The 23,323-nt window shown below is 72.2% G+C and carries 23 protein-coding genes; 17 read left to right on the plus strand and 6 right to left on the minus strand.

From position 1 onward, the window contains the following. From ACFY2A_RS07630 to ACFY2A_RS07640, 3 genes are read right to left on the minus strand one after another with little or no spacing between them, the layout of a single operon-like run. Positions 1–3,300 (minus strand): ATP-binding protein, encoded by a 3,300-nt coding sequence (locus ACFY2A_RS07630; protein WP_387169664.1) that lies wholly within the window; start codon positions 3,298–3,300, stop codon positions 1–3. Positions 3,301–3,349: 49 nt separating this feature from the next. Beyond that, positions 3,350–3,712, minus strand: coding sequence for a hypothetical protein (locus tag ACFY2A_RS07635; RefSeq protein WP_164448629.1), 363 nt, complete (start codon positions 3,710–3,712; stop codon positions 3,350–3,352). Between the two features lie 13 nt (positions 3,713–3,725). Then, entirely contained in the window at positions 3,726–4,043 is a 318-nt protein-coding gene (locus ACFY2A_RS07640; protein WP_363917921.1) for a hypothetical protein, read from the minus strand. Positions 4,044–4,385: 342 nt separating this feature from the next. On the opposite strand from ACFY2A_RS07640, the gene folP reads away from it, so the two are divergent. From folP to ACFY2A_RS07675, 7 genes are all read left to right on the plus strand, one after another. Continuing rightward, positions 4,386–5,318, plus strand: a complete 933-nt coding sequence (gene folP / locus ACFY2A_RS07645; protein ID WP_387169667.1) for a dihydropteroate synthase — start codon at positions 4,386–4,388, stop codon at positions 5,316–5,318. Continuing rightward, on the plus strand, positions 5,315–5,680 hold the full coding sequence (gene folB / locus ACFY2A_RS07650; RefSeq protein ID WP_387169669.1) for a dihydroneopterin aldolase: 366 nt from the start codon (positions 5,315–5,317) through the stop codon (positions 5,678–5,680). The genes folP and folB overlap by 4 nt, the downstream gene beginning before the upstream one ends. After that, positions 5,677–6,204: a 2-amino-4-hydroxy-6-hydroxymethyldihydropteridine diphosphokinase gene (gene folK, locus ACFY2A_RS07655; protein ID WP_363917927.1), complete on the plus strand. Its 528-nt coding sequence runs from the start codon at positions 5,677–5,679 to the stop codon at positions 6,202–6,204. Before folB ends, folK begins: the two co-directional genes overlap by 4 nt. 109 nt (positions 6,205–6,313) lie before the next feature. Continuing rightward, positions 6,314–6,799, plus strand: coding sequence for a DUF3180 domain-containing protein (locus ACFY2A_RS07660; protein WP_387170093.1), 486 nt, complete (start codon positions 6,314–6,316; stop codon positions 6,797–6,799). A 191-nt stretch (positions 6,800–6,990) separates the two neighbouring features. After that, positions 6,991–8,199: an ABC transporter permease gene (locus ACFY2A_RS07665; RefSeq protein ID WP_387169671.1), complete on the plus strand. Its 1,209-nt coding sequence runs from the start codon at positions 6,991–6,993 to the stop codon at positions 8,197–8,199. A gap of 55 nt (positions 8,200–8,254) precedes the next feature. Further along, the gene (locus ACFY2A_RS07670) at positions 8,255–8,560 is read left to right on the plus strand and encodes a hypothetical protein (RefSeq protein ID WP_363917931.1); all 306 of its coding nucleotides are present in this window, start codon (positions 8,255–8,257) and stop codon (positions 8,558–8,560) included. Positions 8,561–8,637: 77 nt separating this feature from the next. Then, positions 8,638–9,129 carry a hypothetical protein gene (locus ACFY2A_RS07675; RefSeq protein ID WP_093409853.1) on the plus strand — a complete coding sequence of 164 codons (492 nt, stop codon included), beginning with the start codon at positions 8,638–8,640 and terminating at the stop codon, positions 9,127–9,129. Positions 9,130–9,232: 103 nt separating this feature from the next. Here the strand turns inward: ACFY2A_RS07675 and ACFY2A_RS07680 are convergent, their stop codons facing one another. After that, positions 9,233–10,228: an ABC transporter ATP-binding protein gene (locus ACFY2A_RS07680; RefSeq protein ID WP_363917933.1), complete on the minus strand. Its 996-nt coding sequence runs from the start codon at positions 10,226–10,228 to the stop codon at positions 9,233–9,235. A gap of 2 nt (positions 10,229–10,230) precedes the next feature. Here ACFY2A_RS07680 and ACFY2A_RS07685 point away from each other — a divergent pair, with 2 nt between their 5' ends. The 4 genes from ACFY2A_RS07685 to ACFY2A_RS07700 all read left to right on the plus strand — a co-directional run bounded on the left by ACFY2A_RS07685 (position 10,231) and on the right by ACFY2A_RS07700 (position 14,741). Beyond that, positions 10,231–10,917 (plus strand): ABC transporter permease, encoded by a 687-nt coding sequence (locus ACFY2A_RS07685; protein WP_363917935.1) that lies wholly within the window; start codon positions 10,231–10,233, stop codon positions 10,915–10,917. Beyond that, a complete protein-coding gene (locus ACFY2A_RS07690; protein WP_387170095.1) occupies positions 10,914–11,648 on the plus strand; it encodes an ABC transporter permease in 735 nt (244 codons plus the stop codon). Before ACFY2A_RS07685 ends, ACFY2A_RS07690 begins: the two co-directional genes overlap by 4 nt. Positions 11,649–11,908: 260 nt before the next feature. After that, positions 11,909–12,910 carry a glycine betaine ABC transporter substrate-binding protein gene (locus ACFY2A_RS07695; protein WP_363917939.1) on the plus strand — a complete coding sequence of 334 codons (1,002 nt, stop codon included), beginning with the start codon at positions 11,909–11,911 and terminating at the stop codon, positions 12,908–12,910. A gap of 160 nt (positions 12,911–13,070) precedes the next feature. After that, positions 13,071–14,741 (plus strand): hypothetical protein, encoded by a 1,671-nt coding sequence (locus ACFY2A_RS07700; protein ID WP_387169675.1) that lies wholly within the window; start codon positions 13,071–13,073, stop codon positions 14,739–14,741. A 46-nt stretch (positions 14,742–14,787) separates the two neighbouring features. On the opposite strand, the gene ACFY2A_RS07705 is transcribed toward ACFY2A_RS07700, so the two are convergent. Together ACFY2A_RS07705 and ACFY2A_RS07710 are read right to left on the minus strand one after the other, a co-directional pair. Continuing rightward, positions 14,788–15,969: an NADH-quinone oxidoreductase subunit D gene (locus tag ACFY2A_RS07705; RefSeq protein WP_387169677.1), complete on the minus strand. Its 1,182-nt coding sequence runs from the start codon at positions 15,967–15,969 to the stop codon at positions 14,788–14,790. Between the two features lie 37 nt (positions 15,970–16,006). Next, a complete protein-coding gene (locus tag ACFY2A_RS07710; protein ID WP_387169679.1) occupies positions 16,007–17,248 on the minus strand; it encodes an SAM-dependent methyltransferase in 1,242 nt (413 codons plus the stop codon). Between the two features lie 109 nt (positions 17,249–17,357). Here ACFY2A_RS07710 and ACFY2A_RS07715 point away from each other — a divergent pair, with 109 nt between their 5' ends. From ACFY2A_RS07715 to nadC, 6 genes are all read left to right on the plus strand, one after another. Then, the gene (locus ACFY2A_RS07715) at positions 17,358–18,320 is read left to right on the plus strand and encodes a Rossmann-like and DUF2520 domain-containing protein (RefSeq protein ID WP_387169681.1); all 963 of its coding nucleotides are present in this window, start codon (positions 17,358–17,360) and stop codon (positions 18,318–18,320) included. A gap of 38 nt (positions 18,321–18,358) precedes the next feature. After that, positions 18,359–19,207 (plus strand): pantoate--beta-alanine ligase, encoded by an 849-nt coding sequence (gene panC / locus ACFY2A_RS07720; RefSeq protein ID WP_387170097.1) that lies wholly within the window; start codon positions 18,359–18,361, stop codon positions 19,205–19,207. 27 nt (positions 19,208–19,234) lie between these two features. After that, positions 19,235–19,654 (plus strand): aspartate 1-decarboxylase, encoded by a 420-nt coding sequence (gene panD, locus ACFY2A_RS07725; RefSeq protein ID WP_164448617.1) that lies wholly within the window; start codon positions 19,235–19,237, stop codon positions 19,652–19,654. Between the two features lie 114 nt (positions 19,655–19,768). Then, positions 19,769–20,665: a septum formation family protein gene (locus ACFY2A_RS07730; RefSeq protein WP_387169683.1), complete on the plus strand. Its 897-nt coding sequence runs from the start codon at positions 19,769–19,771 to the stop codon at positions 20,663–20,665. Between the two features lie 61 nt (positions 20,666–20,726). Beyond that, the gene (locus ACFY2A_RS07735) at positions 20,727–22,421 is read left to right on the plus strand and encodes an L-aspartate oxidase (protein WP_387169685.1); all 1,695 of its coding nucleotides are present in this window, start codon (positions 20,727–20,729) and stop codon (positions 22,419–22,421) included. Next, positions 22,418–23,314 carry a carboxylating nicotinate-nucleotide diphosphorylase gene (gene nadC / locus ACFY2A_RS07740; RefSeq protein ID WP_387169687.1) on the plus strand — a complete coding sequence of 299 codons (897 nt, stop codon included), beginning with the start codon at positions 22,418–22,420 and terminating at the stop codon, positions 23,312–23,314. Before ACFY2A_RS07735 ends, nadC begins: the two co-directional genes overlap by 4 nt. Positions 23,315–23,323: the final 9 nt, after the last annotated feature.

Raw genomic sequence — 23,323 nt, forward strand, 5'->3', positions numbered from 1 at the left:
TCACGCCTCCAGGTCAGGCAGCACGGTCGGCAGCACCCCTGCGGCGGCGGCGATGGCGGCGGGGGTGGTGTCGAGGTGATCCAGCAGTCCATCCACGTAGGAGACGTCGACCCGGACCTTCTGGACCCGGCCGTCGACGTCGCGCATCACGAACTCCCGGAAACCGAGCCGGTTGGCGGAGGTCGCATCGGCGGTGGAGAGCGAGGCGAGGGTGGCCTCGTAGCCGTCGTCGACCGGTACGCGCAGTAGCCGCAGCGCCTCGGAGGCGATCTCGGCGTCCTCGGCGATCCGACCGACGAACACGGTGGAGACGAGGTTCTGTACGTCGAGACCGAGGATGTCCCGTGGGTTCTGCGAGGCGACCAGCGCGGCGAGGTTCCACTTGCGGGAGTCGCGGGCGAGTCGGACGAGGAAGGATCGGCCGGAACGCCACCCCTCCATGAAGTGCGCCTCGTCCAGGCCGACCAGCTTCCGCGAAGCCATCGAGCCGCCGTAGCAGCGGCGGACCGCGAGCCGATGTGCGGTGTGCAGCATCGGCAGGGCGAGCGCCTCCTCGGCCGACCAGTATTCGCGTTCGATCTTGAGGTCGGGCAGTCGCAGACCGGCCATGGTGATCACGGTGAGCGCGGCATCCGGCCCGAGCAGCCCCTCCGGCGGGCGACCGAAGAAGAGCATCGCCAGCGGCATCTCGGCGGTGTCCAGCAGCAGGTTGGCCAGTTCCCGGCCGGCGTCGTCGTCCAACTGGCCGAGACAGGTGACCACATCGTCAAGCGTGGAGGTTTCCTCGGCGGGCACCTGACGTACGGCGTGCCGGAACAGGGTGGCGGTCGATGCCTCCCTGGCCACCTGCGGCGGCACCAGCATCATGCAGATGTCCTGTACCAGCATCCGGCGCTCGGCCCGCGCGTTGGAGACCGCGATTTCGAACTCCCGGTCGCCGGCGGCTCCGGTGCCGAACTCGCTGCGCAACGGTGTCGGGATCAGCGAGTACGGTGCCAGCGTGCCGTGTTCGGAGCCGGTCAGGTTCAGCACTCGCGAGTAGGGCCGAAGCTCCGGCATCGCACAGAGCCGGGCCAGCGGGCCGGAGGGGTCGAGCAGGGTCACCTGCACGCCGCGGCGGGCGGCCAGATAGCCCAACGCGCCGAGCAGCGTGGACTTGCCGCCGCCCGGCTCGGCCACGAAGACCGCCAGGCCGGAGCGCTCACGCACCTCCATGGGGAAGTGCAGGTCGAGGAAGACCGGACGGCGGCAGGTGCCGGCAGTACGCCCGATCAGGTCGCCACGTCGGTCACCCACCGTGGAGGCGGCCTGAGGCAGTGCCGCCGCGAGCAGGTTGACGGGCATCCTGCGTACGTAACCGGTGTTGGCGATCGGCTCACCGGGGATGAACTCGCGGGCCAGCCAGTCCTGGTTCTTCGGGTGCTGCAGGGAGATGCGCAGCTCGCGGGAGTAGAGCTGGATGAGTCGCCGGGCCCGTTCCAGACACTCCTCCCGAGTACGGCCGCCAACCGCGATCCGGTGCCAGCCGTGGGCGCGGGCCGAGTCGACCGGCAGTCCGGTGGTCATCTCGTCGCCGATGACCAGGGCCCGTTTGGCGAGTCGCTCCAGCTCGGGCGGGGCGTCGATGCCGTGCTCGGCGTAGTCCAACTGCTGTGACCGGATCATCCGGAGCCGGTGTTCCAGGTTGCGGAAGGAGTCGCCGGAACCGAGGATGTCGACCCTGGTGGAGAGTTCCATCGGCCAGGGCAGCCGCTCGTGGAAGTGCAGCCAGGGTTCGTGTCGTTCGGGGATCTCGAGCGGCTCCATCCGGCCCACGGCGAGCACCGCCACGTGTCGTTCCTCGCCGGTCATCCGGTGCACCAGCTTCACGGTGGACCCGTACGGCGTGCGGTAGCGCTCGACCTGCTCGGTGAGGGCGAGCAGGTCGCCGCGTTCCCAACGCCCGTCGGTGATGGGCGAGAGCGTGCCGGGGGGCGCCATGCAGAGCGCCACCGACCGGTAGAGCAGCCACTCCAGCTCGTGCGCCGTGACCCGCCGCCCGCGCATGCCGAAGGCGCCGAGCACCTCGTCGAACTGTTCGACGGTGCGGCCGAGCTTGCGCCGCTCGCCATCGGCGACGCCGCGGCCGAAGGTGCGCAGCAGCCGCTCGGTGAGCGAGTCACCGAGGGAACGGCGGGCGAAGGTGACGCCGAGGTACGTCTGACCCTCGGCGTGGTTCACCGAGAGCAGGTGTCGTTGCGCGGCGACCAGGTGCTCGGCCCAGCCGGGTGTGCCGGGGACGTCGGGCAGCGGTGCGGCGGTGTTGGCGTCGATGGTGCGGGCCCACTCGTCGGCCGGGAAGGGCCGGGTGGTCCGGCGCAGGTGCAGCCGGAAGCCGGCCAGGCCGGCGTACTGCTCGGAGATGGCCGCGAGCAACGCCTCGCGTTCCGCGTCGGGGCGGAAGGCCCAGCGCACCTCGGGCAGCCAGTACCAGGCGGTGACCGTGTTGGGGGTGAAGGTCAGGTGACCGGCGATCTCGGTGATGGCCAGCTCGACCGCCGGATCCCGATCGCCGAACTTGATTTTCGGTGGCCGGACGCGGACCGGCTTGACCGGCCGGTCCCGGTGGTCGACGGACCGCTGCCGGGGGGCCGGGCGGTTGGCCGGGGGCGTCACCCGGCGTGGCGTCCGGGTCTCGGCGTCGGCGGATGCCGGGTCGTCACGGACGCGGCGGTCCTCGCGGACCGAACGGTCGTCACCGGCGGGACGATCGTCGGCGGGTGGTCGGGCGCTCGGCAACCGGTCTCCGGAGGCTGGCACCACCCGGGAGGGGGCCGGCGGCGGGCTCGTGGCTGCCACCGCGTCGTCGACCACGTGGACGGGCGGCGCGGCCGGCGTGGGGTCGGGCGGTCGCGGGGGTGCCGGTGGCGGAGCCGCCCGATGGGCTGCCGGTGTGGGCCCGACGGCGGGTGGTGGCGTCGGGTGCGGCTGCTGCGGCAGGGTCCGCGCGGGGAGCCCGTTGCCACGCTGGGCGGAACCGGGCCGGGGGTACGCGCCACCGAACAGATCGAGGAACGGAGAGTCGATGTCTGCGCCGTCCCGGCTGGCCGGGGCCGGGTCGGCCGCAACCGCCCGGCGCTGCGGCGGGCGAGGCGCCTGGAACACACCGACGCTGCCGTGACCAGGGGTGGTGGCGAGCGCCGGATCCAGCGTGGCCTCGTCCCGCTCGTCTGATTCAGGGTAGTCGAATGATCGCGCACGGTTACCGTGTGGTGCGGCCGAGCGTCCGGCCGGGGATCCCGGCGTGGCGGAGCGGCTCATGCGATCGCCCTGCCCGTGTCCTCGTTCGGCCCGTACGGCGTGCAGCCGGTCATGCCAGTTCCTCCCGGATCCTGATCCTGCTGCCGACCAGGCGCGGATCGCGCTGCTCGGCGGCCGGCTCCCGGGTGCGTCGCCAGTCGGTCAGCGCGGTACGGATCACCATGCGCGCCGGACGGTCCGGGTCGACGTACCGGAAGACGAACGAGGTGGTCACGATGGCGAGGGCGATCTCCCAGGCGGGGAAGAGCTCGACCCGCAGCGTGAACAGCCAGTGGATGAACATGTAGAGGGGAACGAGCAGCATGAACAGTCCGTACTGGGCGTACGGCAGGTGGACCGGAAGGGTGTAGCCGGGCGGGCCGAGATAGACCAGGCGGGCCCGGTAGATGTCGTCGTCGGTGCGCAGCCGCATCTCGTGCCCGCGCCTATTCGAAGATCAGGTTGATCAGGAAGTCACCGATGAAGAAGAGGGTGGCGGCTCCGGCGATGAAGGCCAACCCGACGATCGCGATGGCCGAGCTGGTCAGCACCTTGGAGATCTCGCCCCGGCTGGCGCGGCCGATGAAGATGACGCCCAGCACGGCCAGCAGGATCGGAGCGATCTTGCTGGCGAAGAAGGTGACGACGCCTTCGGTGTCGATCCCCTTCGGTTCCTCGGCGGCGAACGGAATCGACGACGCCAGGGTGGAGAGCAGGTGGACGGCGTTGGTGGACGCCGTTTCCATCAGCTCGATGGCGATCACTGAAACCTCCCCAAGTCGCGGCCGGCGGCGCCGCGGTGGTGCAGTAGGCAAGCCTGGCGGGATCGGTGCTCCTGTGCGCAGCGCTCGAGACCCTGCGTACGACAACCGCCACGAAGGGTGGCGATTTTTGGGCAGGTTGTCCCGTTTCGGCCCTCCCTCCAACCGTCGCCATCTCGATGCTGGGCAATTTCACAGCGTACGGGCCGCCCCCCTTTGCGACAAGCCGCGAAGATACTGCCCGAACCGTCCCGGACGACCGATCGTACACCTGTTCCAATTGCCATGTCAGGGCTGTCGACGGGGTGGTCTGCGACGGGCGATGGGACCGGTACCGTCCTACTCGTGACCGATCTGGTGCGGGCCCCGGCCCCGGTGGTGATGGGCGTTCTGAACGTCACGCCCGACTCCTTCTCCGACGGCGGACGCTACGCCGACGTCGACGCCGCTGTCGCACATGGCGTCCGGCTGCGAGCCGAGGGAGCGGGGTTGGTGGATGTCGGTGGTGAGTCGACCCGACCCGGTGCCGACCGGGTCGACGCGGAGACCGAGGCCGCCCGCGTGGTACCGGTCATCCGGGAACTCGCCTCGGCCGGTGTCCCGGTCAGCATCGACACCACCCGCGCCCGGGTGGCCGTGGCAGCGCTGCATGCTGGCGCGGTCGTGGTCAACGACGTCTCGGGCGGGCTCGCCGACCCCGACATGGCCCGGGTGATAAGCGACGCCGGCTGCCCCTGGGTGCTCATGCACTGGCGCGGCCACTCCCGCCGGATGAGCGAGTTGGCCAGCTACGGCGACGTGGTCGCCGACGTCCGGGCCGAACTCGGCCAGCGGGTGGACGCGGCGCTGGCCGCCGGGGTCGACCCGGATCGCATCATCGTCGATCCGGGCCTCGGCTTCGCCAAGAACGCCGCCCACAACTGGCAGCTCAGCGCCCGGCTGCCCGAACTGGTCGAACTCGGCTACCCGCTGCTGTTCGGCGCGAGCCGCAAGTCGTACCTGGGCCAACTGCTGGCCGGCCCTGACGGCGTGCCTCGACCCACCGGCGGGCGGGAGACGGCCACCGTCGCCACCAGCCTGCTCGCGGTCGCCGCCGGCGCCTGGGGGGTACGCGTGCACGACGTACGCGCCACCGTCGACGCCCTCGCCGTCTGGCAGGCCACCGGCCGTCCCCACCTGGCCGCCGACACCATCCCCGGCGGCGGGCCGACCGCTGGTGGGGCCGTGTGGTCAGCCGCCGCCGAGGGGTCCGCGGTCGACGGGCGGGGGCGACGATGACCGGTCGGATCGAGCTGACCGGCCTGCGGGCGCACGGCCGGCACGGGGTGTACGACTTCGAACGCGCCAACGGTCAGGAGTTCGTCGTCGACGCGGTGCTCGAACTCGATCTGGGCCCGGCCGCCCGGTCCGACGACGTGCGCGACACCGTGCACTACGGCGAACTGGCCGAGCGGCTGGTCGAGGTGATCACCGGCGAGCCGGTCAATCTGATCGAGACCCTCGCCGATCGGCTGATCGAGGTCTGCCTGGCGGATCCGCGGGTGTCCGGCGTGACAGTCACGGTGCACAAGCCCGAGGCCCCGGTTCCGCACGCCTTCACCGACGTGGCCGTGACGATGCGCCGGACGCGTGCCCGATGACCCGCGCCGTGCTCTCCCTGGGCAGCAACCTCGGTGACCGGCTCGGTCACCTGCGCACCGCCCTGACCGTCCTCGGTGACAGTGTTCTGGTGGTCTCCGGGATCTACGAGACCCCGCCGTGGGGTGACACCGAGCAGCCGGCGTACCTGAACGCCGTGCTGCTGGCCGCGGACGCGAGCGCCGGACCGTACGACTGGTTGGCGCGGGCGCGGGCGGCGGAGGCCGCCGCCGGCCGGGTCCGGGACCCGGGGCGGCGCTTCGGTCCCCGTACGCTCGACGTCGACGTCGTCGCGGTGTGGACCGACGACGACCGCCCGGTGTTCAACGACGACCCCGAACTGACTCTGCCGCATCCCCGGGCACATCTGCGGGCCTTCGTGCTGCGACCGTGGATCGATATCCAGCCCTACGGCCAACTGCCCGGACATGGTCCGCTGACCGACCTGCTCACCACCGGCCCGCTCGCCGTCGAGGTACCGGAACTGAGCCCCCGACCCGATCTGACGTTAGAGTCGACGGCATGAGCGAGCGCACCGAGCGGATCATCAGGCTCAGCGCGACGGTGTCTCCTGGCGGTGCGACGTGCAGCGGGGCGCCGGCATGAGCGTTTCCCCGCCGCCCGACGGGTCGCGGATGGGACCCACCCGCATCTCGACCCTGGTGGTGGCCGCCCTCGCCGCCGCTGCGGTGACCTGGCTGTTGATCAGCGGCATCTACTACGAGCGGTTGCCGCCGCTGCCCTGGCTGCCGGTGGTGACGCTGGCCGGACTGGCCGTGCTGGAGGCGTACGCCGCGATCAACACCCGGAGTCGGATCGACCGTCGACCGGGCCGTGACCCGGTCAATCCGTTGATGGTGGCTCGGTTCGTCGTGCTGGCCAAGGCGTCCGCGCTGGTCGGTGCCATCTTCGCCGGAGGGTACGCGGGGCTGACGGGTTGGTTGTTCGTACAGCCGACGCGGGCGGCAGCCGATGACCGCCCGGCTGCCATCGCCGGCCTGCTGGCCTCGACCGCCCTGGTGGCCGCCGCGCTCTGGCTGGAGCGGGCCTGCCGCGTTCCGGAGCGGCCCGACGACGAGCACGAGCCGGACGACTGGGAAAGCGACCCGGGCCACCGTTAGGTCCTGCCGCACGAGGCTCGCCCGGTCGGGCCCGGTCTTGTCAACGCGGTCTGGGCCGCCCACACCCGCCCAGGCAGGGGGTTACGCCCGCTCCCGCGCGCGGGTACGGTGCCTGCGACCGAAAGGCAACGCCCCGCCGCCGGTCCGCCCGTGCGTCGGTGGAGTCCGGGCGGCCGCTGGGAGGCAGGAATATGGGGTACGACGAACCGGGCCGTGATGGACCGCCGGAGCCCACCTCGGCCGGTCCCGCGACCGGGGCGGAGGCCGTCGTCGACGAACCCGACGCCGAGCCGGGCCGGGACCGTTTCGGCGTCTACATCGTCTGGGAGACGCTCCTGCTGTTCGGCTTCGGCGCACTGGTCTACCTGGTGTGGCGGGAGGATCCGGCCGTGCTGCGGGGAAGCGGGCTGCGGGAGCTCATCGTCGACGTGGTCGGTCTGGGTCTGCTGGCACTGGCCGTCGGGTTGACGCTGCGTACCGCCGCGGTCAACCTCGCAGTCGGGCCGGTGGCCGTCGCGGCCGGGCTGCACTTCGCCGAACAGAGCGACCGCGGGTTGCTCGGCACCGTCGGCACGGCCACCGCGGTGGCTGCGATCGGTGGACTGTTGCTCGGGCTGGTGGTCGTGCTGCTGCACGTGCCCGGTTGGGCGGCGAGCCTCGGTGGTGCGGCCGCCGTCGTCGTCTACATCGAGCAACGCTCCGCGCCTGTACTGGTGCAGGGGGATTACGACCCGCGGGGGACCGCCGGACAACTCTTCGTGGGCTTCGCCGCGATCGCGGTGTTCGGTGGCCTCTTCGGAGCGGTGAGCCCGATCCGTCGGCTGGTCGGCCGGTTCCGTCCGGCCGCCGACCCGGCCCGGCGGCGGGGAGCGGCGGCGGCCCTCGTGGCCACCGCTGGGTACGTCTGCTCCACCGTGCTCGCGACCCTCGCCGGAGTGCTGATCGCCTCGACGGACGGTGCGGTGTCACCGGCGGCGGGGTTGGACTGGACGGTGCTGGCGGTGGGCGCGACGCTGCTCGCCGGCACCAGCGCGTTCGGGCTGCGTGGCGGCGTCTTCGGCACGCTGCTGACAGCCGGCGCGATCGGGCTGTTCCTGGCGTACGCGCGGGCGCGCGGTTGGACGGTCAGCTACTGGGCGGTCGGTGGTGCGGCGCTGGCCATCGGACTCATCGTCACGCGCCTGGTCGAGACGTACGGACGTCCACTGCCGGTGCTCGGGGCACTGCCCCCGCCGCCCGCCGAGCCGGCCACCGGCGGAGGGTGGAGTGTGACGCAGCCGCAACCGGTCGGTGACTGGCCGCCCGTGCTGCCGGCCCAACCCACCGCCGGCAGCACCGACCCGTGGGGGGCTCGGCGCTGGGAGACCGACCCGCGAACCTGGGAGGCCGACGACCGGTGACGGGTCGGCAGCTCGTCGGCGCGCCGAGCGTGATCTCGACGGTTAGGCTCGGCACATGACCGACACATCATCGATCTCCGGCGACCGGTCGTTCGAGGAGTTGGACGTCCTCTCCACCGAGGAGCTGCGCGAACGGGCGTTCACCCTTGCTCGGGAGCGCCGCGACGTACGGTTCTTCTGGTCGGTGCTGCGGCACCTGCCGAATGCGGACGAGGCCGCCGCGCTGGACGGCGCGCCCAACTCGGTGGGTCCGACGGTCGACGAGGCGGTGGCCCTCTGGCGCGAGATGACTGGGCACGGCTACGAGGAGTCGGCGCCGCTGCTGCGCGCCGCGTTCATCGACTACCTGATGAAGCACTAGGCATCATCAAACACGCGTACCACCATAAATGACGCCTCGCGTTTGCCTGCGTCGATCCGCTGGGAATTAGCGGGGCCATGGCTCTCACCAATCGATACAAGTCCGCACCGGGCGCTGGCACGCTCGCCGCGCTCATCCTGGTCCTGGTCTTCGGTAGCCCCTGGTACGTCGACTGGGCCAGGGACAACACCGATCCGGACAGTGCCGGCGGCTGGTTCCTCAGACTGCTCGCCTGGCCGGCCTGGCGATTCGACTCCTCCGACTCGATCCAGGAGATCTTCGCCGACGACCTGCGGGCGATCCTCGTGGTCGTCCTCACCTTCCTGTTCCTCTACCTGCTGCCGGGATCCCAGCTCGCCCGTGCCCGGGGCACGATCAGCCAGTTCTTCGCCGGCTGGGCGGCGTTCGTCTTCGCCGGGGCCTTCGCGGCCCTGTTCACCACGCTGATCCGGACCAATCCGTCGCTGCTGGGCGCCTTTCAGGCGGCGGGGGACGGTGCGGAGTACGGCCTCTTCGTCGGCTGGATCATCGGCATCGCCACCCTGGGTGGCTACCGGGGCCGGCGCTGACGGTACGGCCGGGTCCGTCGTGCCGACGGACCCGGCCTACTCCGGTGCCGCCCGTCCGGCCGCACTCCGCCCACCGGTCAGCCGGGCGACGCTCTCGTGGCGCTCAGCCGGCCGACTCCGCCAGCGTCAGGACGCGTTCCCGGCTGAGCGTCCCGACCGGCTGTCCGTCCTCGGTGACCACGGCCTGGCCACCGGCGGAGGTGAGCAGCACGGCCAGTGCGTCGTACGCCGACCCGCCCAGCGGCACCGATGGCAGGCCCGCACCGCCGTCGACCGGCAGCGGATCGAGCACCTCCCGGGTCACTGGGGTGACGGCAAGCCGGCGGATGCCCCGGTCGGCTCCGACGAACTCGCGGACGAACCCGGTGGCGGGAGCGCCGAGCAGCGTCGCCGGGGTGTCGTACTGCTCCAACCGGCCGCCCTCGGAAAGCACCGCGATCCGGTCACCGAGCCGAACGGCCTCGTCCAGGTCGTGGGTGACCAGGACGATGGTCTTGCGTACCTCTGCCTGCAACCGCAGGAACTCCTCCTGAAGCCGGGTACGCACGATCGGGTCGACGGCGGAGAAGGGCTCGTCCATCAGCAGCACCACCGGGTCGGCGGCGAGTGCCCGGGCCACCCCGACCCGCTGCCGCTGGCCGCCGGAGAGTTCGTGGGGGTAGCGCCGGCCGAACTGCGCCGGGTCGAGACCGACCAGTTCCAGTAGTTCCTCGACCCGACGCTTGACGGGACCGCTGGCCCAGCCGAGCAGCCGGGGCACGGTGGCGACGTTTGCGGCCACCGTCTGGTGCGGGAAGAGCCCGACGTTCTGGATGACGTAGCCGATCTGGCGGCGCAGTTTCACCGGGTCGACCCGGGTGACGTCGGAGTCGCCGAGCAGTATCCGGCCAGCGGTCGGTTCGATCAACCGGTTGATCATCCGCAGCAGGGTGGACTTGCCGCAACCGGACGGGCCGATCAGCACGACCAGTTCGCCCTCGTCGACATGCAGGCTGAGCTCCCGGACCGCCTCGGTGCCGTCCGGGTAGCGCTTGCCGATGCCGTCGAGGGTGATCGACGCCGCACGTCGATCGCCGTCGGCACCCGGGGTAACGTCCACGTATGTCCTTCCGCCTGAGCTACCGGGCTGATCCGGGTAACCCGTGGTTCTCCTGGCAGTACGTGCGGGACAACTCCGAAACCGTGCTCAACGCCCTGCGTGAGCACACCACGCTGACCCTCCGGGCGGTGCTCATCGCCGCGTTGATCGCCGTCCCGCTGGCGGTGGTGGCGTACTGGTTCCGGCCGCTCACCGGGCCGATTCTCGCACTGACCGGGGTGCTCTACACGGTCCCCTCCCTGGCCGTGTTCGCATTCGTCGCCCCCTATCTGGGCATCGGTGTCGCGACCGTGCTGAGCGTGGTGGTGCTGTACGCGCTGCTGGTGATCGTCCGTAACACGATGGCCGGGCTCAACCAGGTGCCGGCGGAGGTCCGGGAGGCGGCCGAGGGCATGGGGTACGGCCGCTGGGGACGACTGTTGCGGATCGAGTTGCCGCTCGCCGTACCCGGCATCCTGACCGGCCTGCGGTTGGCCACGGTGTCCACGGTCGCCCTGGTCACCGTCGGTGTGGTGATCGGGCGAGGCGGGCTCGGGCAGATCATCTTCGCCGGCTTCCAGAACAACCTCTACAAGGCCCAGATCATGACCGGGACGCTGCTCTGTGTCCTGCTGGCGCTGGTACTCGACCTGCTCCTGGTGGGGGCTGGTCGGCTGCTCACCCCATGGCTGCGCGGGCGGACCGGATGAGCGCCGCGATGAACCCGGTGTCCCAGGCGGTGGTCTGGCTCAACGATCCGCTGAACTGGACGAACCCGGGCGGCATCCTGGACCGGCTCGGCGAGCACGTCAGCATGTCGGCCGCTGCGGTGCTGGTCGGCTGCCTGGTGGCCTGGCCGCTGGGTCTGTGGCTGGGGCACACCGGCCGAGGCGGCGGGCTGGTGGTGCTCGTCTCCAACCTGACCCTGGCGGTGCCCACGCTCGCCCTGCTCACCATCCTCCCGTTGACCTTCCTCGGCTTCGGCCGGCCGGCGGTGGTGGTGGCGCTGGCGGTCTTCGCCGTGCCGCCGCTGCTGGCGAACGCGTACACGGGGGTGCGCCAGGTCGATCCGCAGACCCGGGAGGCGGCCCGTGGCATGGGCATGACCGGAGCGCAGGTGCTGCGTCGGGTGGAACTGCCGCTCGCGGTGCCCTACCTCGCGGCCGGTTTCCGGACCGCCGCCGTCCAGGTGGTCGCCACGGCGGCGCTGGCGACCTTCGTCAACGGGGGTGGTCTGGGTGAGATCATCCGGTTCGGGTTCGGCTTGAGCATCGCGGTCGGTGGTGGCCAGATCCTGGCCGGCGGGCTACTGGTCGCCGGGCTCGCGGTCAGCGTCGAACTGCTCTTCGCACTTGTCGAACGGCTGGTCACCCCCCGGCCGCTGCGCCGCGCCCGGCGCGGTGCCGGGCGACGCGCGGCGGATGCCGTCGCCGGCTCCTGACCAGGAGACCCCCCACGGCTGGCGGCCACGGCACCGAACACCGAGGCCCATCGCGCCGGTCTCGCGATCGACGTCGCCCGCGGGGTGACGGGCGGGCGCGATGACACCGATGGGTGACGTTCCGGTGACGAACGCCTCCTCGGGTTGTCGGGGGGCCGCGTCAGGATGTTGGGTGGAAACGCGGGCGGCCGGAGGGCGGATCGCCCGTCGGACACGCGGCCGGCCCACCCGGGCCGCGCCGGGACACGGAAGGCGGGCTCATGCGCGCAGGTAGAAGACTGTCCATCGCGGTCGTGGGGGCGGTCGCCGCAGCGACGGTCCTGGCGGGTTGCGGCGACGCCGGTTCCTCCGGCACCGAGGCACCCCAGCAGGGTGCCTCCGGCGAGGGTTGTGCGCCGGTGGCCGGTGAGCAGTTGATCGCACTCGAAGACGACAAGTCACTGCAGAACGCCGACAACATCATTCCGGCGGTCAACAGCGAGGTGGCGACCCCGCAGCTGATCGCCGCGCTCGACAAGGTCTCCGCGGTGCTCGACACGCCGAAGCTGGTACAGCTCAACAAGGCGGTCGACGTCGACCGCAAGAGCGCCCAGGCCGCGGCAAAGGAGTTCGCCGACGCGAACTCGCTGACCGACGGCGTGGAGCAGGGACCGGGCGGGCAGATCACGGTGGGGGCGGGCAACTTCACCGAGAGCGAGATCATCGCCGAGCTCTACAAGATCCAGCTGGCCGCCGCGGGCTACCAGGTCACCGTGCAGCAGATCGGCAACCGGGAGTTGTACGAGCCGGCGCTGGAGAAGGGCGAGATCCAGGTCGTCCCGGAGTACGCGGCCACCCTCGCCGAGTTCCTCAACGGCAAGGTGAACAGCGGTGGCCAGCCGGTGTCCTCGCCGGACGTCGACAAGACCGTCACCGCGCTGCGCGACCTGGGCGAGAAGGTGGGTCTGACCTTCGGCGCGCCGGCAGCGGCTCAGACCCAGAACGCCTTCGCGGTGACCCAGGAGTTCTCCGAGAAGTACGGCGTGCGGACCCTCTCCGAACTGGCCGAGAAGTGCTCGGGTACGGCGACGGTGCTGGGTGGCCCGCCGGAGTGCCAGGAGCGACCGTTCTGCAAGCCCGGCCTGGAGCAGACCTACGGGCTGACGGTCGGCTCGTTCTCCTCGCTCGACGGCGGCGGCCCGCTGACCAAGACGGGCCTGCGCAACGGCACGATCAGCGTCGGCCTGGTCTTCTCGACCGACGCGGCGTACGCGCAGAGCTGATACAGCCGCGCCACCCGCGATGGCGCCCCGGCCGACCCGGCCGGGGCGCCATGTCGTTGCCGGCCGCATCGCGCAGCGGTAAGCCGTCGTCGGCACTCGCGACGGAGACCTGCCGTCAAGCCGTTCCCACGTGACGCAACTCTCGGTAGGCTGCGGACCCATGCCCGCCCCGGTGCCCGCCGACACGCGCAAGCTGCTCACCGTGCTCTTCTGGGGCGGTGTGGCCCTGGCTCCCGTCGCGGCGCTGATCCTGCTGGTCGCTGACGGCAACGGGCCGCTGCGGTTCGCCGCGGTGCTGGCCATCCTGGCCGTGGTGCTGATCGGGCTCTCCATCGCGCTGCGTACCGACGGCGGCGGACAGCACGCCGAGGAACTCCGGGCGGAGGTCGATGAGCTGCGGCGGGAGCTGCGCGGCGAGATCGTGGCTGCCGCCCAGCGCGGTAACCAGGCGCTCGACGAGGTCCAGCGGGTTCAGGAGGGGTTGGCCGGGTTGCGTCGGCGGGTCGACGCGGGTGGCGTCAATGCGGTCGCGAACGACGAGCCGCCCGGCCCCGGCCGGGCCCGGGTGCCGACACCGGAGGCGCCGTCGCGGCAGGCCGACCGGCCGGCCGTGCAGACCGGGGTCTATGGCACCGCCCAGCCCGGTCACGGCCCGGCCGGCGGGTATGGCGGGGAGCGTTCCCGGCCCGGCACCGATCGCCCGGCCGGCGGCTCGGCCAGCGTCTACGGTTCGCCAGTTCGTCCGGAGCAGGACAATCGCCCGGGCGAGTCGGGGCCGAGGCCGCTCGGGGTGGTCCGGCACACCGAGACGGTGCACGTGACCACCCGGCACACGATCGTGGGCGAGTCCGGCGGCCGGTACGGCGGGTACCCGGCGGGGTGGTCCGGAGCCCAGGCCGGGGAGCGCGGGCAGGGATCCGGCAGTGACCGGGACGACCACTCCTGGTCCGACGGCGACGACCGTTCCCATCGGGACGAAAGCCGTCGTTGGTCCGCTGCGGAGCGGTACGACGACCGCTCCTGGCCCGGGGCGGCCCAGGAGGAGAAGCGCCCCTGGTCCGGACCGTCCCGTGAGGACGACCGATCCTGGTCCGGTTCGCCTCGCGAAGAGGAACGCTCCTGGTCACCGCCGCAGGAGCAGAGCCGCTGGTCCGCCGCGCACGACGACTGGTCCACCGCCCGCGACGGCGGCTCGGGCTATCCGGACGGGCCCTTGGTGGACCGGGACGATCGCGACTGGGCGGGCTCGCGTGACGACCGGGGCTGGGACGCGGGTGACCAGCACTGGGAGGCCCCCGCCGAGCCGGTACCGGCGGCCCGGGGGCATCGGGCGGACGACACCGGGGAGTACTGGGCGCAACTGCGGGCCGGGGACCGGTGGGCGGCGGTACGCGACGACGACCGGGGTCGCGAGCTGCGCGTCGGCGAACGCCGGGCCGAGCTGCACGCCGATCCGGCCGGCACCGAATACCGGGTGGAGGATCGCTGGGCGAGCGTACGTCGCGACGAGCCACGCCGGGAGGCGGCGGGCGAGGACGCGTGGCGGGACGGCTGGGGTGAGCCGGAGAGTCGCCCGGCGCTACCCGCCGGTGGGGTGCCGGTGCCGCAGGAGTGGCGCCCGCCCCGTCAGCGCGGCCACCAGCCCGAATCGGTGAGCGGCCACCAGCCCGAACCCGTGCGCGGCTACGCGTCGGATCCGGCGTACGGGTATCCGTCCGAACCGGCGCGGGGACAGCGTCCGGGCGGGGAGTCGTACGGCCGCCGGCACCGCGTGGAAGAGCCCGGCTACGGCCCGGCCGGGTACGAAACCGGCGCTGGCCGCTGGCGCTGACCCCCGGACGGCGCCGCCGCCCGTCAGCGGCGCCGGATAGGGGCCGTCACTTGTCGATGTCGCCGACCACGAAGAACATCGAGCCGAGAATGGCGATCAGGTCCGGCACCAGACAGCCGGGCAGCAGGGTGGCCAGGGCCTGCACGTTCCCGTACGAGGCGGTGCGCAACTTGAGCCGCCACGGCGTCTTCTCGCCCCGCGACACCAGGTAGTACCCGTTGATGCCGAGCGGATTCTCCGTCCAGGCGTAGGTGTGCCCCTCGGGTGCCTTGAGCACCTTCGGCAGCCTGGTGTTGATCGGTCCGGTGAGCTGGTCGACCCGGTCCAGACACCGCTCCGCCAGATCGAGCGAGGCGTACACCTGGTCGAGCAGCACCTCGAAGCGGGCGTGACAGTCGCCGGCCGTCTTCGTCACCACCGGCACGTCGAGCTGGTCGTAGGCCAGATAAGGCTCGTCCCGGCGCAGGTCCAGGTCGAGTCCGGAGGCCCGGGCGACCGGACCGGACGCCCCGAACGCCGCCGCGTCGGCCGCCGACAGCACCCCCACCCCGACGGTACGGGCCAGGAAGATCTCGTTCCGGCGGATCAGGTTGTCCAGGTCCGGCATCCGGCGGCGTACCTCACCGATGGCGGCCCGGGCCCGACCGGTCCAGCCGGCGGGCACCTCCTCTTTCAGGCCGCCGACCCGGTTGAACATGTAGTGGATCCGCCCGCCGGAGACCTCCTCCATCACCGACTGGAGCGTCTCCCGTTCCCGGAAGGCGTAGAACATCGGGGTGATCGCCCCGATCTCCAGCGGATACGAACCGAGGAACATCAGGTGGTTGAGCACCCGGTTCAGCTCAGCGAGCGCCATCCGCAGCCAGGTGGCCCGCTCGGGCACCTCCATGCCCATCAGCCGTTCCACGGCGAGCACCACGCCCAGCTCGTTGGCGAACGCCGAGAGCCAGTCGTGCCGGTTGGCCAACACGATGATCTGCCGGTAGTCGCGTACCTCGAACAGCTTCTCGGCACCTCGGTGCATGTAGCCGACGACCGGTTCGGCGGCGAGCACCCGCTCGCCGTCGAGCACGAGCTTGAGCCGCAGCACGCCGTGCGTGGAGGGGTGCTGCGGTCCGATGTTCAGCACCATGTCCGCGCCGAGCTGCTCCCCGCCGGTGCCCGCCACCAGCCCGGCGCCGGTGCCGACGGTCAGCTCGCGCAGATCGCCAGTGGTCATGCCCGCCATCGTGCCATGAACCACCGGGTGCGGCGGTGGTCGCCTGTCAGCGGCTCAGCTCGTGGGCACCACCGCTCAGGGCCGCGAGGGGCGGCAGCCGGTCGGCGGGCAGGCCGACCGGCTGCCACAGCCACCAGTGGCCACCGAGGCCGGCCGGGTCGGTCAGCTCGGCCGCCGCCGAGGCGGTGGCCAGCGCCCGCAGGTAGCCGGCCGGGTCACTGGAGGCCAGGCTCAGCGGCGGTCGTCCGCCGTCGGCCCCGAGCGCTCGCAACGCCTCCCGCTGCGAGGTCAGGACGTACGCACACCGGGCGACCCGCTCACCGGCGGAGGCGACCGAGTCCATGGCGACGTGCGCGGTGACATCGCAGGAGCCGTCCGGCACCGGTGGTACCTGTCGCCCGTTGCGGTACCCGGTCAGCGTCCCATCAATCGGCCGTTCCACGCGTAGGTGGCCGTAGTCCACGGTTAACGCCAGCCCTCGGTCGACCCGTCCTACGGCGTCAGCCCACGCCTCGTCCCTGGTCCGTCCGATCTCCGCCCTGTCCACAGCCGGGGTGCGGTCTGTGGGGGTGCGGTTCGTGGGGGTTTCCGGGCAGCCCGCCCGGCTCCGGGCGGTCAGGCTTGATCCCTGCGCCGGTCGGGCTGCCCGGAAACCCGACGTGGTCGAGGCCGACCCGTCCGTTGCGGTCTGCGGGGGGAGGTCCGGGTCGTCCGTGCGGGTCCGCGCCCCGGGGGTTTGTTCGGTCGGTGTGGGCCACCAGGTGGTCAGCCAGTCGAGGTCAGCGGGGCTGATTTGTTCGCCTGTCGTCTCGGCTGCGGTGGTGGGGTCGACGAGGAGGTAGCGCCAGTTGTGATTGGTGTGGGTGGCCAGGTCGAGGGGGATGTTGTCGAGCCACTCGGTGGCCAGGAGCAGGCCGGTGATGCTTGTGGGGATCTCGTTCGTCCAGGTGATCTGGTCGGGGAGATCGGCGGGGCGCGGGGCGAGTTCGACGGCGGTGAGCCGTACCCGCCGAGCCAGCGGAACCGGCGCCGCGGGCTCCCCGGAAACCCCCACGGAGAGTGCGCTGAGCAGTTCGCCACCCCCAGCACCCACGTCCACCACGTCGAACCGGTCGGGAAAGCCCAGGGCGGCGTCGAGTTGGTGGATCAGCCGGAGCAGCGCCGAGGTGAAGATCGGTGACGCGTGCACGCTGGTGCGGAAATGCGCGGCCGGTCTGGCCCCGGAGACGAAGAAGCCCTCGGGTCCGTAGAGCGCCCGGCGCATCGCCTCCCGCCAGCGCATCGACATGGGGCCCTCCTCACACCGGTGAACGATTTCACACATCCTTGTTTCAGATCCGCGTCAGCGACGCATACTTGCCCCGACCGGTACCCCGCCTCGAGGACTGGATCGTGACATGAGCGCACCGCCGCGCACCTACTCGGCCGTCCGTCGGCGGCCCGCGACCGTGGCATCGGCCCAGGTCGCCAACGCTTCCGTGCTCACCGTCGGTGTCATCGGCGCCGGGCGGGTGGGTGCCACCCTGGGCGCCGCGCTGGCCGCCGCGGGCCATCGGGTGATCGCCGCCAGTGGGACGTCCGGTGCCTCCCAGGCCCGCCTGGCACTGCTGCTGCCCACCGTCTCCCGCCGCCCCGCCGCCGAGGTTGCTCAGGCCGCCACCGACCTGCTGCTGGTCGCCGTGCCGGACGACGCGCTGGCCGGGGTGGTGGCCGGTCTGGCCGCCGACGGCGCGCTGCGTCCCGGGCAGGTGGTCGCGCACACGTCGGGTGCGCACGGCCTGGCGGTGCTGGCACCGGCAAGCGCGGCAGGTGCCCGACCGCTGGCGTTGCATCCCGCGATGACCTTCGCCGGTACGCCCGACGACCTCGGCCGGCTGCCCGGCATCTCGTACGGGGTGACCGCGCCGGCCGACCTGCGCCCGCTGGCCGCCCGGCTGGTCGTCGACCTCGGCGGGGTGCCCGAGTGGATCGCCGAGGCGGACCGACCGCTGTACCACGCGGCACTGGCACACGGTGCCAACCACCTGGTGACCCTGGTCAACGAGGCGGCCGACCGGCTGCGCGACGCCGGGGTGGGTCAGCCCGAGAAGGTGCTCGCCCCGTTGCTGCGTGCCGCGCTGGAGAACGCGTTGCGCCTGGGTGACGACGCGTTGACCGGCCCGGTTTCCCGTGGCGACGCGGGTACGGTGCGGCGACACCTGGCGCAGCTCGCCGCCACCGCGCCCGAGTCGGTCGAGCCCTATCTCGTCCTGGCGCGGCGTACCGCCGATCGGGCCGTCGCGGCCGGTCGGCTGCGTCCGGTCGACGCGGCACCACTGCTCGGCGTCCTGGACGACTACCGGAGCGAGGTGGCGGCGTGACCGTCGGCGGAGGACAGGTGCCGAGCGAGGTGGATCACGTGACGGAGCTGGTGCACACCCGTGCCGACCTGGCCAGGGCGCGAGCCGCCCGCACCGGGACGGTGGGGGTGGTGATGACCATGGGCGCGCTGCACGAGGGGCACGAGACGTTGCTGCGGGAGGCCCGAGCGCGCGCCGACCACGTGATCGTGACGATCTTCGTGAATCCGTTGCAGTTCGGTCCGAACGAGGACTTCGACCGTTACCCGCGTACCCTCGAAGCCGATCTTGAAGTGTGCCGGCGGGCCGGTGCGGACCTGGTCTTCGCTCCCTCGGTGGGGGAGATGTACCCCGGCGGCGAGCCGGCGGTCCGGGTCAATCCGGGGGCGCTCGGCGAGGATCTGGAGGGGCTGAGCCGGCCGGGGTTCTTCCACGGCGTGCTCACCGTGGTGCTGAAGCTGCTCCAGCTCAGCCGCGCGGACCTGACCTTCTTCGGTGAGAAGGACTACCAGCAGCTGACCCTGGTCCGGCGGATGTGCCGGGACCTGGACGTTCCGGTCGAGGTGATCGGGGTGCCGACCGTCCGGGAACCGGACGGCCTCGCCCTGTCCAGCCGGAACCGCTATCTCTCGCCGGCCGAGCGCTCGGTGGCGCTGAGCCTGTCCCGGGCGTTGCGGGCCGGTGCCGAGGCCGCCGAGGCCGGTCGTGACGCCGCGGCGGTCCTGACCGCCGCGCACGTCGCCTTCGGTGCCGGCGACTCCGGGGCACGGCTCGACTACCTGGTGCTCACCGATCCGGATCTGGAGCCCGGGCCGGTGCGCGGTCCGGCCCGGCTGCTCGTGGCGGCCTGGATGGGCGACACCCGACTGATCGACAACGCTCCGATCCGACTCGACCCGGCTTCCTGACCACACGTATCCGCGAAAGGCGTCCTGATGTTCCGCACGATGCTGAAGTCCAAGATCCACAGGGCCACGGTGACCCAGGCGGACCTGCACTACGTCGGCTCGGTGACCGTCGACGAGGATCTGCTCGACGCCGCCGACCTGCTCCCCGGTGAGCAGGTGGCGATCGTCGACATCACAAACGGGGCCCGGCTGGAGACGTACGTCATTCCGGGCCGGCGGGGCAGCGGCGTGATCGGTATCAACGGTGCCGCCGCCCGCCTGGTGCAACCGGGCGACCTGGTCATCCTGATCTCGTACGGGCAGATGGACGATGCCGAGGCCCGTGCGTACCGCCCTCGGGTGGTGCACGTGGACGCGGACAACAAGGTCGTCGACCTCGGCGCCGATCCGTCGACCGCCGCGCCCGGCACCGCCGGCGCTCCGGTGCCGAACCCGCTGTCCGTGTAACGGGGGTTCAGTCACCACGATCGCGCCGCGATTCCGGTCTGTCACCGGAAGGTCATTTCTGGTTACCCTGAAGGCGCCGTCGGGGGACGGCCGCTGACTGGGGGAGGCGGCGCCATGCAGCGTGCGACGAGGACCCTGGTCACAGCCTTCACCGTGGCGGTGCTGCTGGCCGGCTGCGGGTCGGCCGCAGGGCTGGACGGCGACCTGGTGGACGACTGGGCCGCGCTGCCGCCGCCCGGGCCCTTCACTCCGGTCGCCGGGACCTGTCACGAGGCCGACTTCGCCGAGGTGGTGCCGCTCGGGGCGTACGCGCCGGTGGACTGCGCCGCACCGCACCGGGTGGAAACGGTGCACGTGGGGGCCTTCCCTGCCGACCGGAATCAACCGCCGTCCACCGGCTCGGCGCAACTGCGTACCGCCTTCGCCGAGTGTGACAACCGGGCCAACGGCTACGTCGGTGACAACTGGCGGGCCGGGCGGCTCCGGTTGGCGGTCGCCGTGCCGTCCGAGCCGGGCTGGGCGGCCGGCTCGCGCTGGTACCGCTGCGACCTGATGGAGGTCAGCACGGTGGAGGCGGGTGCCAGGGTCGTGCTGCGTACCGGCTCGCTGCGCGACGTGCTCCGGACGGCGTCGCCGCTGCGACTGGGCTGTCAGCAGACGCGTACCGGCGGAGGGGGCGTGGTGCAGACCCTGGTTCCGGTGGCCTGTACCGAGCGCCACGACGCCGAGTTCGCCGGGGTCTGGCCGGCCCCGGACCGTCCGTACCCGACACGCAGCGCGCAGTGGGCGCCCTTCTACGCGGGTTGCCGCTCACTCCTCGCCCGCTTCGCCGATCTGCCGGACGACGACGACCTGGTCTTCCGTACCGACGTGGTGGTGCGCCCGCCCAGCGCCGGTCGGTGGCGGGTGGGCGACCGGGGGATCCGCTGCTATCTGTGGCTCAGTGACCGTCGAGTGACCGGGACGCTCAAGGGTGCCGGTCCGGCCGCGCTTCCGGTCCGGACGAAGTAGCCGGAACCACTCGTCCCGCCCCCGCCGCCCGAGGCGAAAGGCATTCGGGTTGACTGTGGGCATGGACCTACCGACCGTCGGCCTGCCGGCGCTGCCGAGCCGGCTGGCCGCCCCGGCGCCCGGCTGGGTGGAGACCACCGACGTGATCGTGGTCGGCTCCGGGGTGGCCGGGCTGACCGCCGCGCTGCATCTGCGCGAGGCGGGCCTGCACGTCACCGTGGTTACCAAGGTCGACATCGACGAGGGATCGACCCGCTGGGCGCAGGGCGGCATCGCCGCGGTGCTCGACCCGACCGACACCCCGGCGATGCACGCCTCCGACACCGAGATCGCCGGCGTGGGCCTGTGCGACCCGGCGGCGGTCCGGGTGCTGGTGGAGGAGGGGCCGACCCGGCTGCGGGAACTGATGCGCCTCGGTGCCGAGTTCGACCGCAACGCCGACGGCTCGTTGATGCTCACCCGGGAGGGCGGGCACCGGGCCGACCGCATCGTGCACGCCGGCGGCGACGCGACAGGTGCGGAGGTGCAGCGGGCGCTGCACGAGGCGGTGCGCCGCGACCCGTGGATCAGGCTCGTCGAGCACGCGCTGGTCCTGGATCTGCTCCGGGCTCCCGGCGACGGCCCGGGCGGGCTCGGTGCGGCGTGCGGGATCACGCTGCACGTGCTCGGCGAGGGCAGCGAGGACGGTGTCGGTGCCCTGCTGGCCCGCGCGGTCGTGCTGGCCACCGGTGGCATGGGGCAGATCTTCGCGGCCACCACCAACCCGGCGGTCTCCACCGGCGACGGGGTCGCCCTGGCCATGCGGGCCGGTGCGGCGGTCACCGATGTGGAGTTCGTGCAGTTCCACCCGACCGCGTTGATCGTGCCGGAGCACTTCCGGGTGCCCGGTGCCGGCCACGCCCAGCAGCCGCTGGTCTCCGAGGCGTTGCGGGGCGAGGGCGCGTACCTGGTGGACGCCGACGGCAAACGCTTCATGCTCGGCCAGCACGAACTGGCCGAGCTGGCGCCACGGGACGTGGTCGCCAAGGGTATCCACCGGGTGCTGCTGGCTACCGGCGACGACCACGTCCACCTCGACGCCCGCCATCTCGGCGGTGACTTCCTGGCCCGCCGGTTCCCCACGATCGTCGCGTCGTGCCTGGCCATCGGCGTCGACCCGGGCACCGACCTGATCCCGGTGGCGCCGGCCGCGCACTACGCCTCCGGTGGGGTCCGCACCGACCTGCACGGCCGGACCTCGATCCCCGGTCTGTACGCCTGCGGCGAGGTCGCCTGCACCGGCGTGCACGGCGCGAACCGGTTGGCCAGCAACTCACTGCTGGAAGGGCTGGTCTTCTCCCGTCGGATCGCCGACGACATCGCCACCGGTCTGCCCGCGCAGGCCCGCCCGGCGGACACCGGAGCATGGCGCGGGGATGGCGGCTGGGTGCTGCCCGCCGCGGCGACACCGGTGTTGCAGCGGGCGATGACCCGGGGTGCCGGAGTGCTCCGTTCGGCCGCGACGCTCACCGCGACCGCGGCCGAACTGGTCGAGCTGGGCGTCGCCCGGGGCACCCCGCGTACCGCCGACTGGGAGGCGACGAACCTGCTCACGGTGGCCGCCACGCTTGTCGGCGCGGCGTACGCCCGCCGGGAGACCCGGGGTTGCCACTGGCGGGAGGACTTCCCGGCGGCCGACGAGCGGTGGCACGGCCACCTGATCGGTGCGGTCGGCGGACAGGGACGGTTGACCACCCGGTGGGAGGAGACGCGATGACCGCCGAGACGGAGCGGATGCTGCGTGCGGCCGGGCTGGACCCGGACCAGGTGCGCCGGATCATCGAGAACGCGCTGGTCGAGGACCTCGGCCCGGACGGGCTCGACGTGACAAGCGTCGCCACCATCCCGGCCGCTCAGACCGACACCGCCGACGTGGTGGCCCGCGCCGACGGCGTGGTGGCCGGGCTGGCGGTCGCCGCCGCCGTGTTCGAGCTGGCCGCGGAGGCCACCGGGATCGGGCGTACCGTCGCGGTCTCGCTTGTGGTCCACGACGGCGAGCAGGTGGCCCGGGGGGACGTGCTGGCCACGGTGACCGGACCCACCCGGGTGCTGCTCACCGCCGAGCGGACCGCCCTCAACCTGCTCTGCCGGATGTCCGGGGTGGCCACCCACACCCGCGCCTGGGCCGACGCGCTGGCCGGCAGCAAAGCGATGGTCCTGGACACCCGCAAGACCACTCCGGGACTGCGGGCCCTGGAGAAGTACGCGGTCCGGGCCGGCGGGGGCACGAACAAGCGGATGGGCCTGCACGACGTCGCCATGGTCAAGGACAACCACAAATTCGCGGCGGGCGGCGTCGCCGCCGCGTACCGGCGGGTCCGGGAGGCGTTCCCGGACGTGCCGGTGCAGGTGGAGGTGGACACCCTCGCCGAGGCGGTGGAGGCGGTCGAGGCCGGGGCCGGCTTCCTGCTGCTGGACAACATGTTCCCGGCCGTGCTCGCCGAGGTCGTCGCCGCCGTCGGTGACCGGGCCGAGTTGGAGGCGACCGGCGGACTGACCCTCGCCGACGCGGCGGCGGTGGGCGCCACCGGCGTCGACTTCCTCTCCGTCGGCGCGCTCACCCATTCGTCACCGATCCTGGACATCGCCCTGGACCTGCGCACGGAGTGAACCCGTCTA

The organism is Micromonospora sp. NPDC000442, from assembly GCF_042898635.1.
In the GTDB taxonomy this organism is placed as follows: domain Bacteria; phylum Actinomycetota; class Actinomycetes; order Mycobacteriales; family Micromonosporaceae; genus Micromonospora.

Excerpts from the sequence above, each read along its gene's own strand:
- ACFY2A_RS07630 (WP_387169664.1), bottom strand. The coding sequence starts at position 3,300 with ATGAGCCGCTCCGCCACGCCGGGATCCCCGGCCGGACGCTCGGCCGCA.
- ACFY2A_RS07635 (WP_164448629.1), bottom strand. The coding sequence starts at position 3,712 with ATGCGGCTGCGCACCGACGACGACATCTACCGGGCCCGCCTGGTCTAT.
- folB (WP_387169669.1), top strand. The coding sequence starts at position 5,315 with ATGACCGGTCGGATCGAGCTGACCGGCCTGCGGGCGCACGGCCGGCAC.
- folK (WP_363917927.1), top strand. The coding sequence starts at position 5,677 with ATGACCCGCGCCGTGCTCTCCCTGGGCAGCAACCTCGGTGACCGGCTC.
- ACFY2A_RS07660 (WP_387170093.1), top strand. The coding sequence starts at position 6,314 with ATGGGACCCACCCGCATCTCGACCCTGGTGGTGGCCGCCCTCGCCGCC.
- ACFY2A_RS07665 (WP_387169671.1), top strand. The coding sequence starts at position 6,991 with ATGGGGTACGACGAACCGGGCCGTGATGGACCGCCGGAGCCCACCTCG.
- ACFY2A_RS07670 (WP_363917931.1), top strand. The coding sequence starts at position 8,255 with ATGACCGACACATCATCGATCTCCGGCGACCGGTCGTTCGAGGAGTTG.
- ACFY2A_RS07675 (WP_093409853.1), top strand. The coding sequence starts at position 8,638 with ATGGCTCTCACCAATCGATACAAGTCCGCACCGGGCGCTGGCACGCTC.
- ACFY2A_RS07685 (WP_363917935.1), top strand. The coding sequence starts at position 10,231 with ATGTCCTTCCGCCTGAGCTACCGGGCTGATCCGGGTAACCCGTGGTTC.
- ACFY2A_RS07690 (WP_387170095.1), top strand. The coding sequence starts at position 10,914 with ATGAGCGCCGCGATGAACCCGGTGTCCCAGGCGGTGGTCTGGCTCAAC.
- ACFY2A_RS07695 (WP_363917939.1), top strand. The coding sequence starts at position 11,909 with ATGCGCGCAGGTAGAAGACTGTCCATCGCGGTCGTGGGGGCGGTCGCC.
- ACFY2A_RS07700 (WP_387169675.1), top strand. The coding sequence starts at position 13,071 with ATGCCCGCCCCGGTGCCCGCCGACACGCGCAAGCTGCTCACCGTGCTC.
- ACFY2A_RS07705 (WP_387169677.1), bottom strand. The coding sequence starts at position 15,969 with ATGGCGGGCATGACCACTGGCGATCTGCGCGAGCTGACCGTCGGCACC.
- ACFY2A_RS07710 (WP_387169679.1), bottom strand. The coding sequence starts at position 17,248 with ATGTCGATGCGCTGGCGGGAGGCGATGCGCCGGGCGCTCTACGGACCC.
- ACFY2A_RS07715 (WP_387169681.1), top strand. The coding sequence starts at position 17,358 with ATGAGCGCACCGCCGCGCACCTACTCGGCCGTCCGTCGGCGGCCCGCG.
- panD (WP_164448617.1), top strand. The coding sequence starts at position 19,235 with ATGTTCCGCACGATGCTGAAGTCCAAGATCCACAGGGCCACGGTGACC.
- ACFY2A_RS07730 (WP_387169683.1), top strand. The coding sequence starts at position 19,769 with ATGCAGCGTGCGACGAGGACCCTGGTCACAGCCTTCACCGTGGCGGTG.
- ACFY2A_RS07735 (WP_387169685.1), top strand. The coding sequence starts at position 20,727 with ATGGACCTACCGACCGTCGGCCTGCCGGCGCTGCCGAGCCGGCTGGCC.
- nadC (WP_387169687.1), top strand. The coding sequence starts at position 22,418 with ATGACCGCCGAGACGGAGCGGATGCTGCGTGCGGCCGGGCTGGACCCG.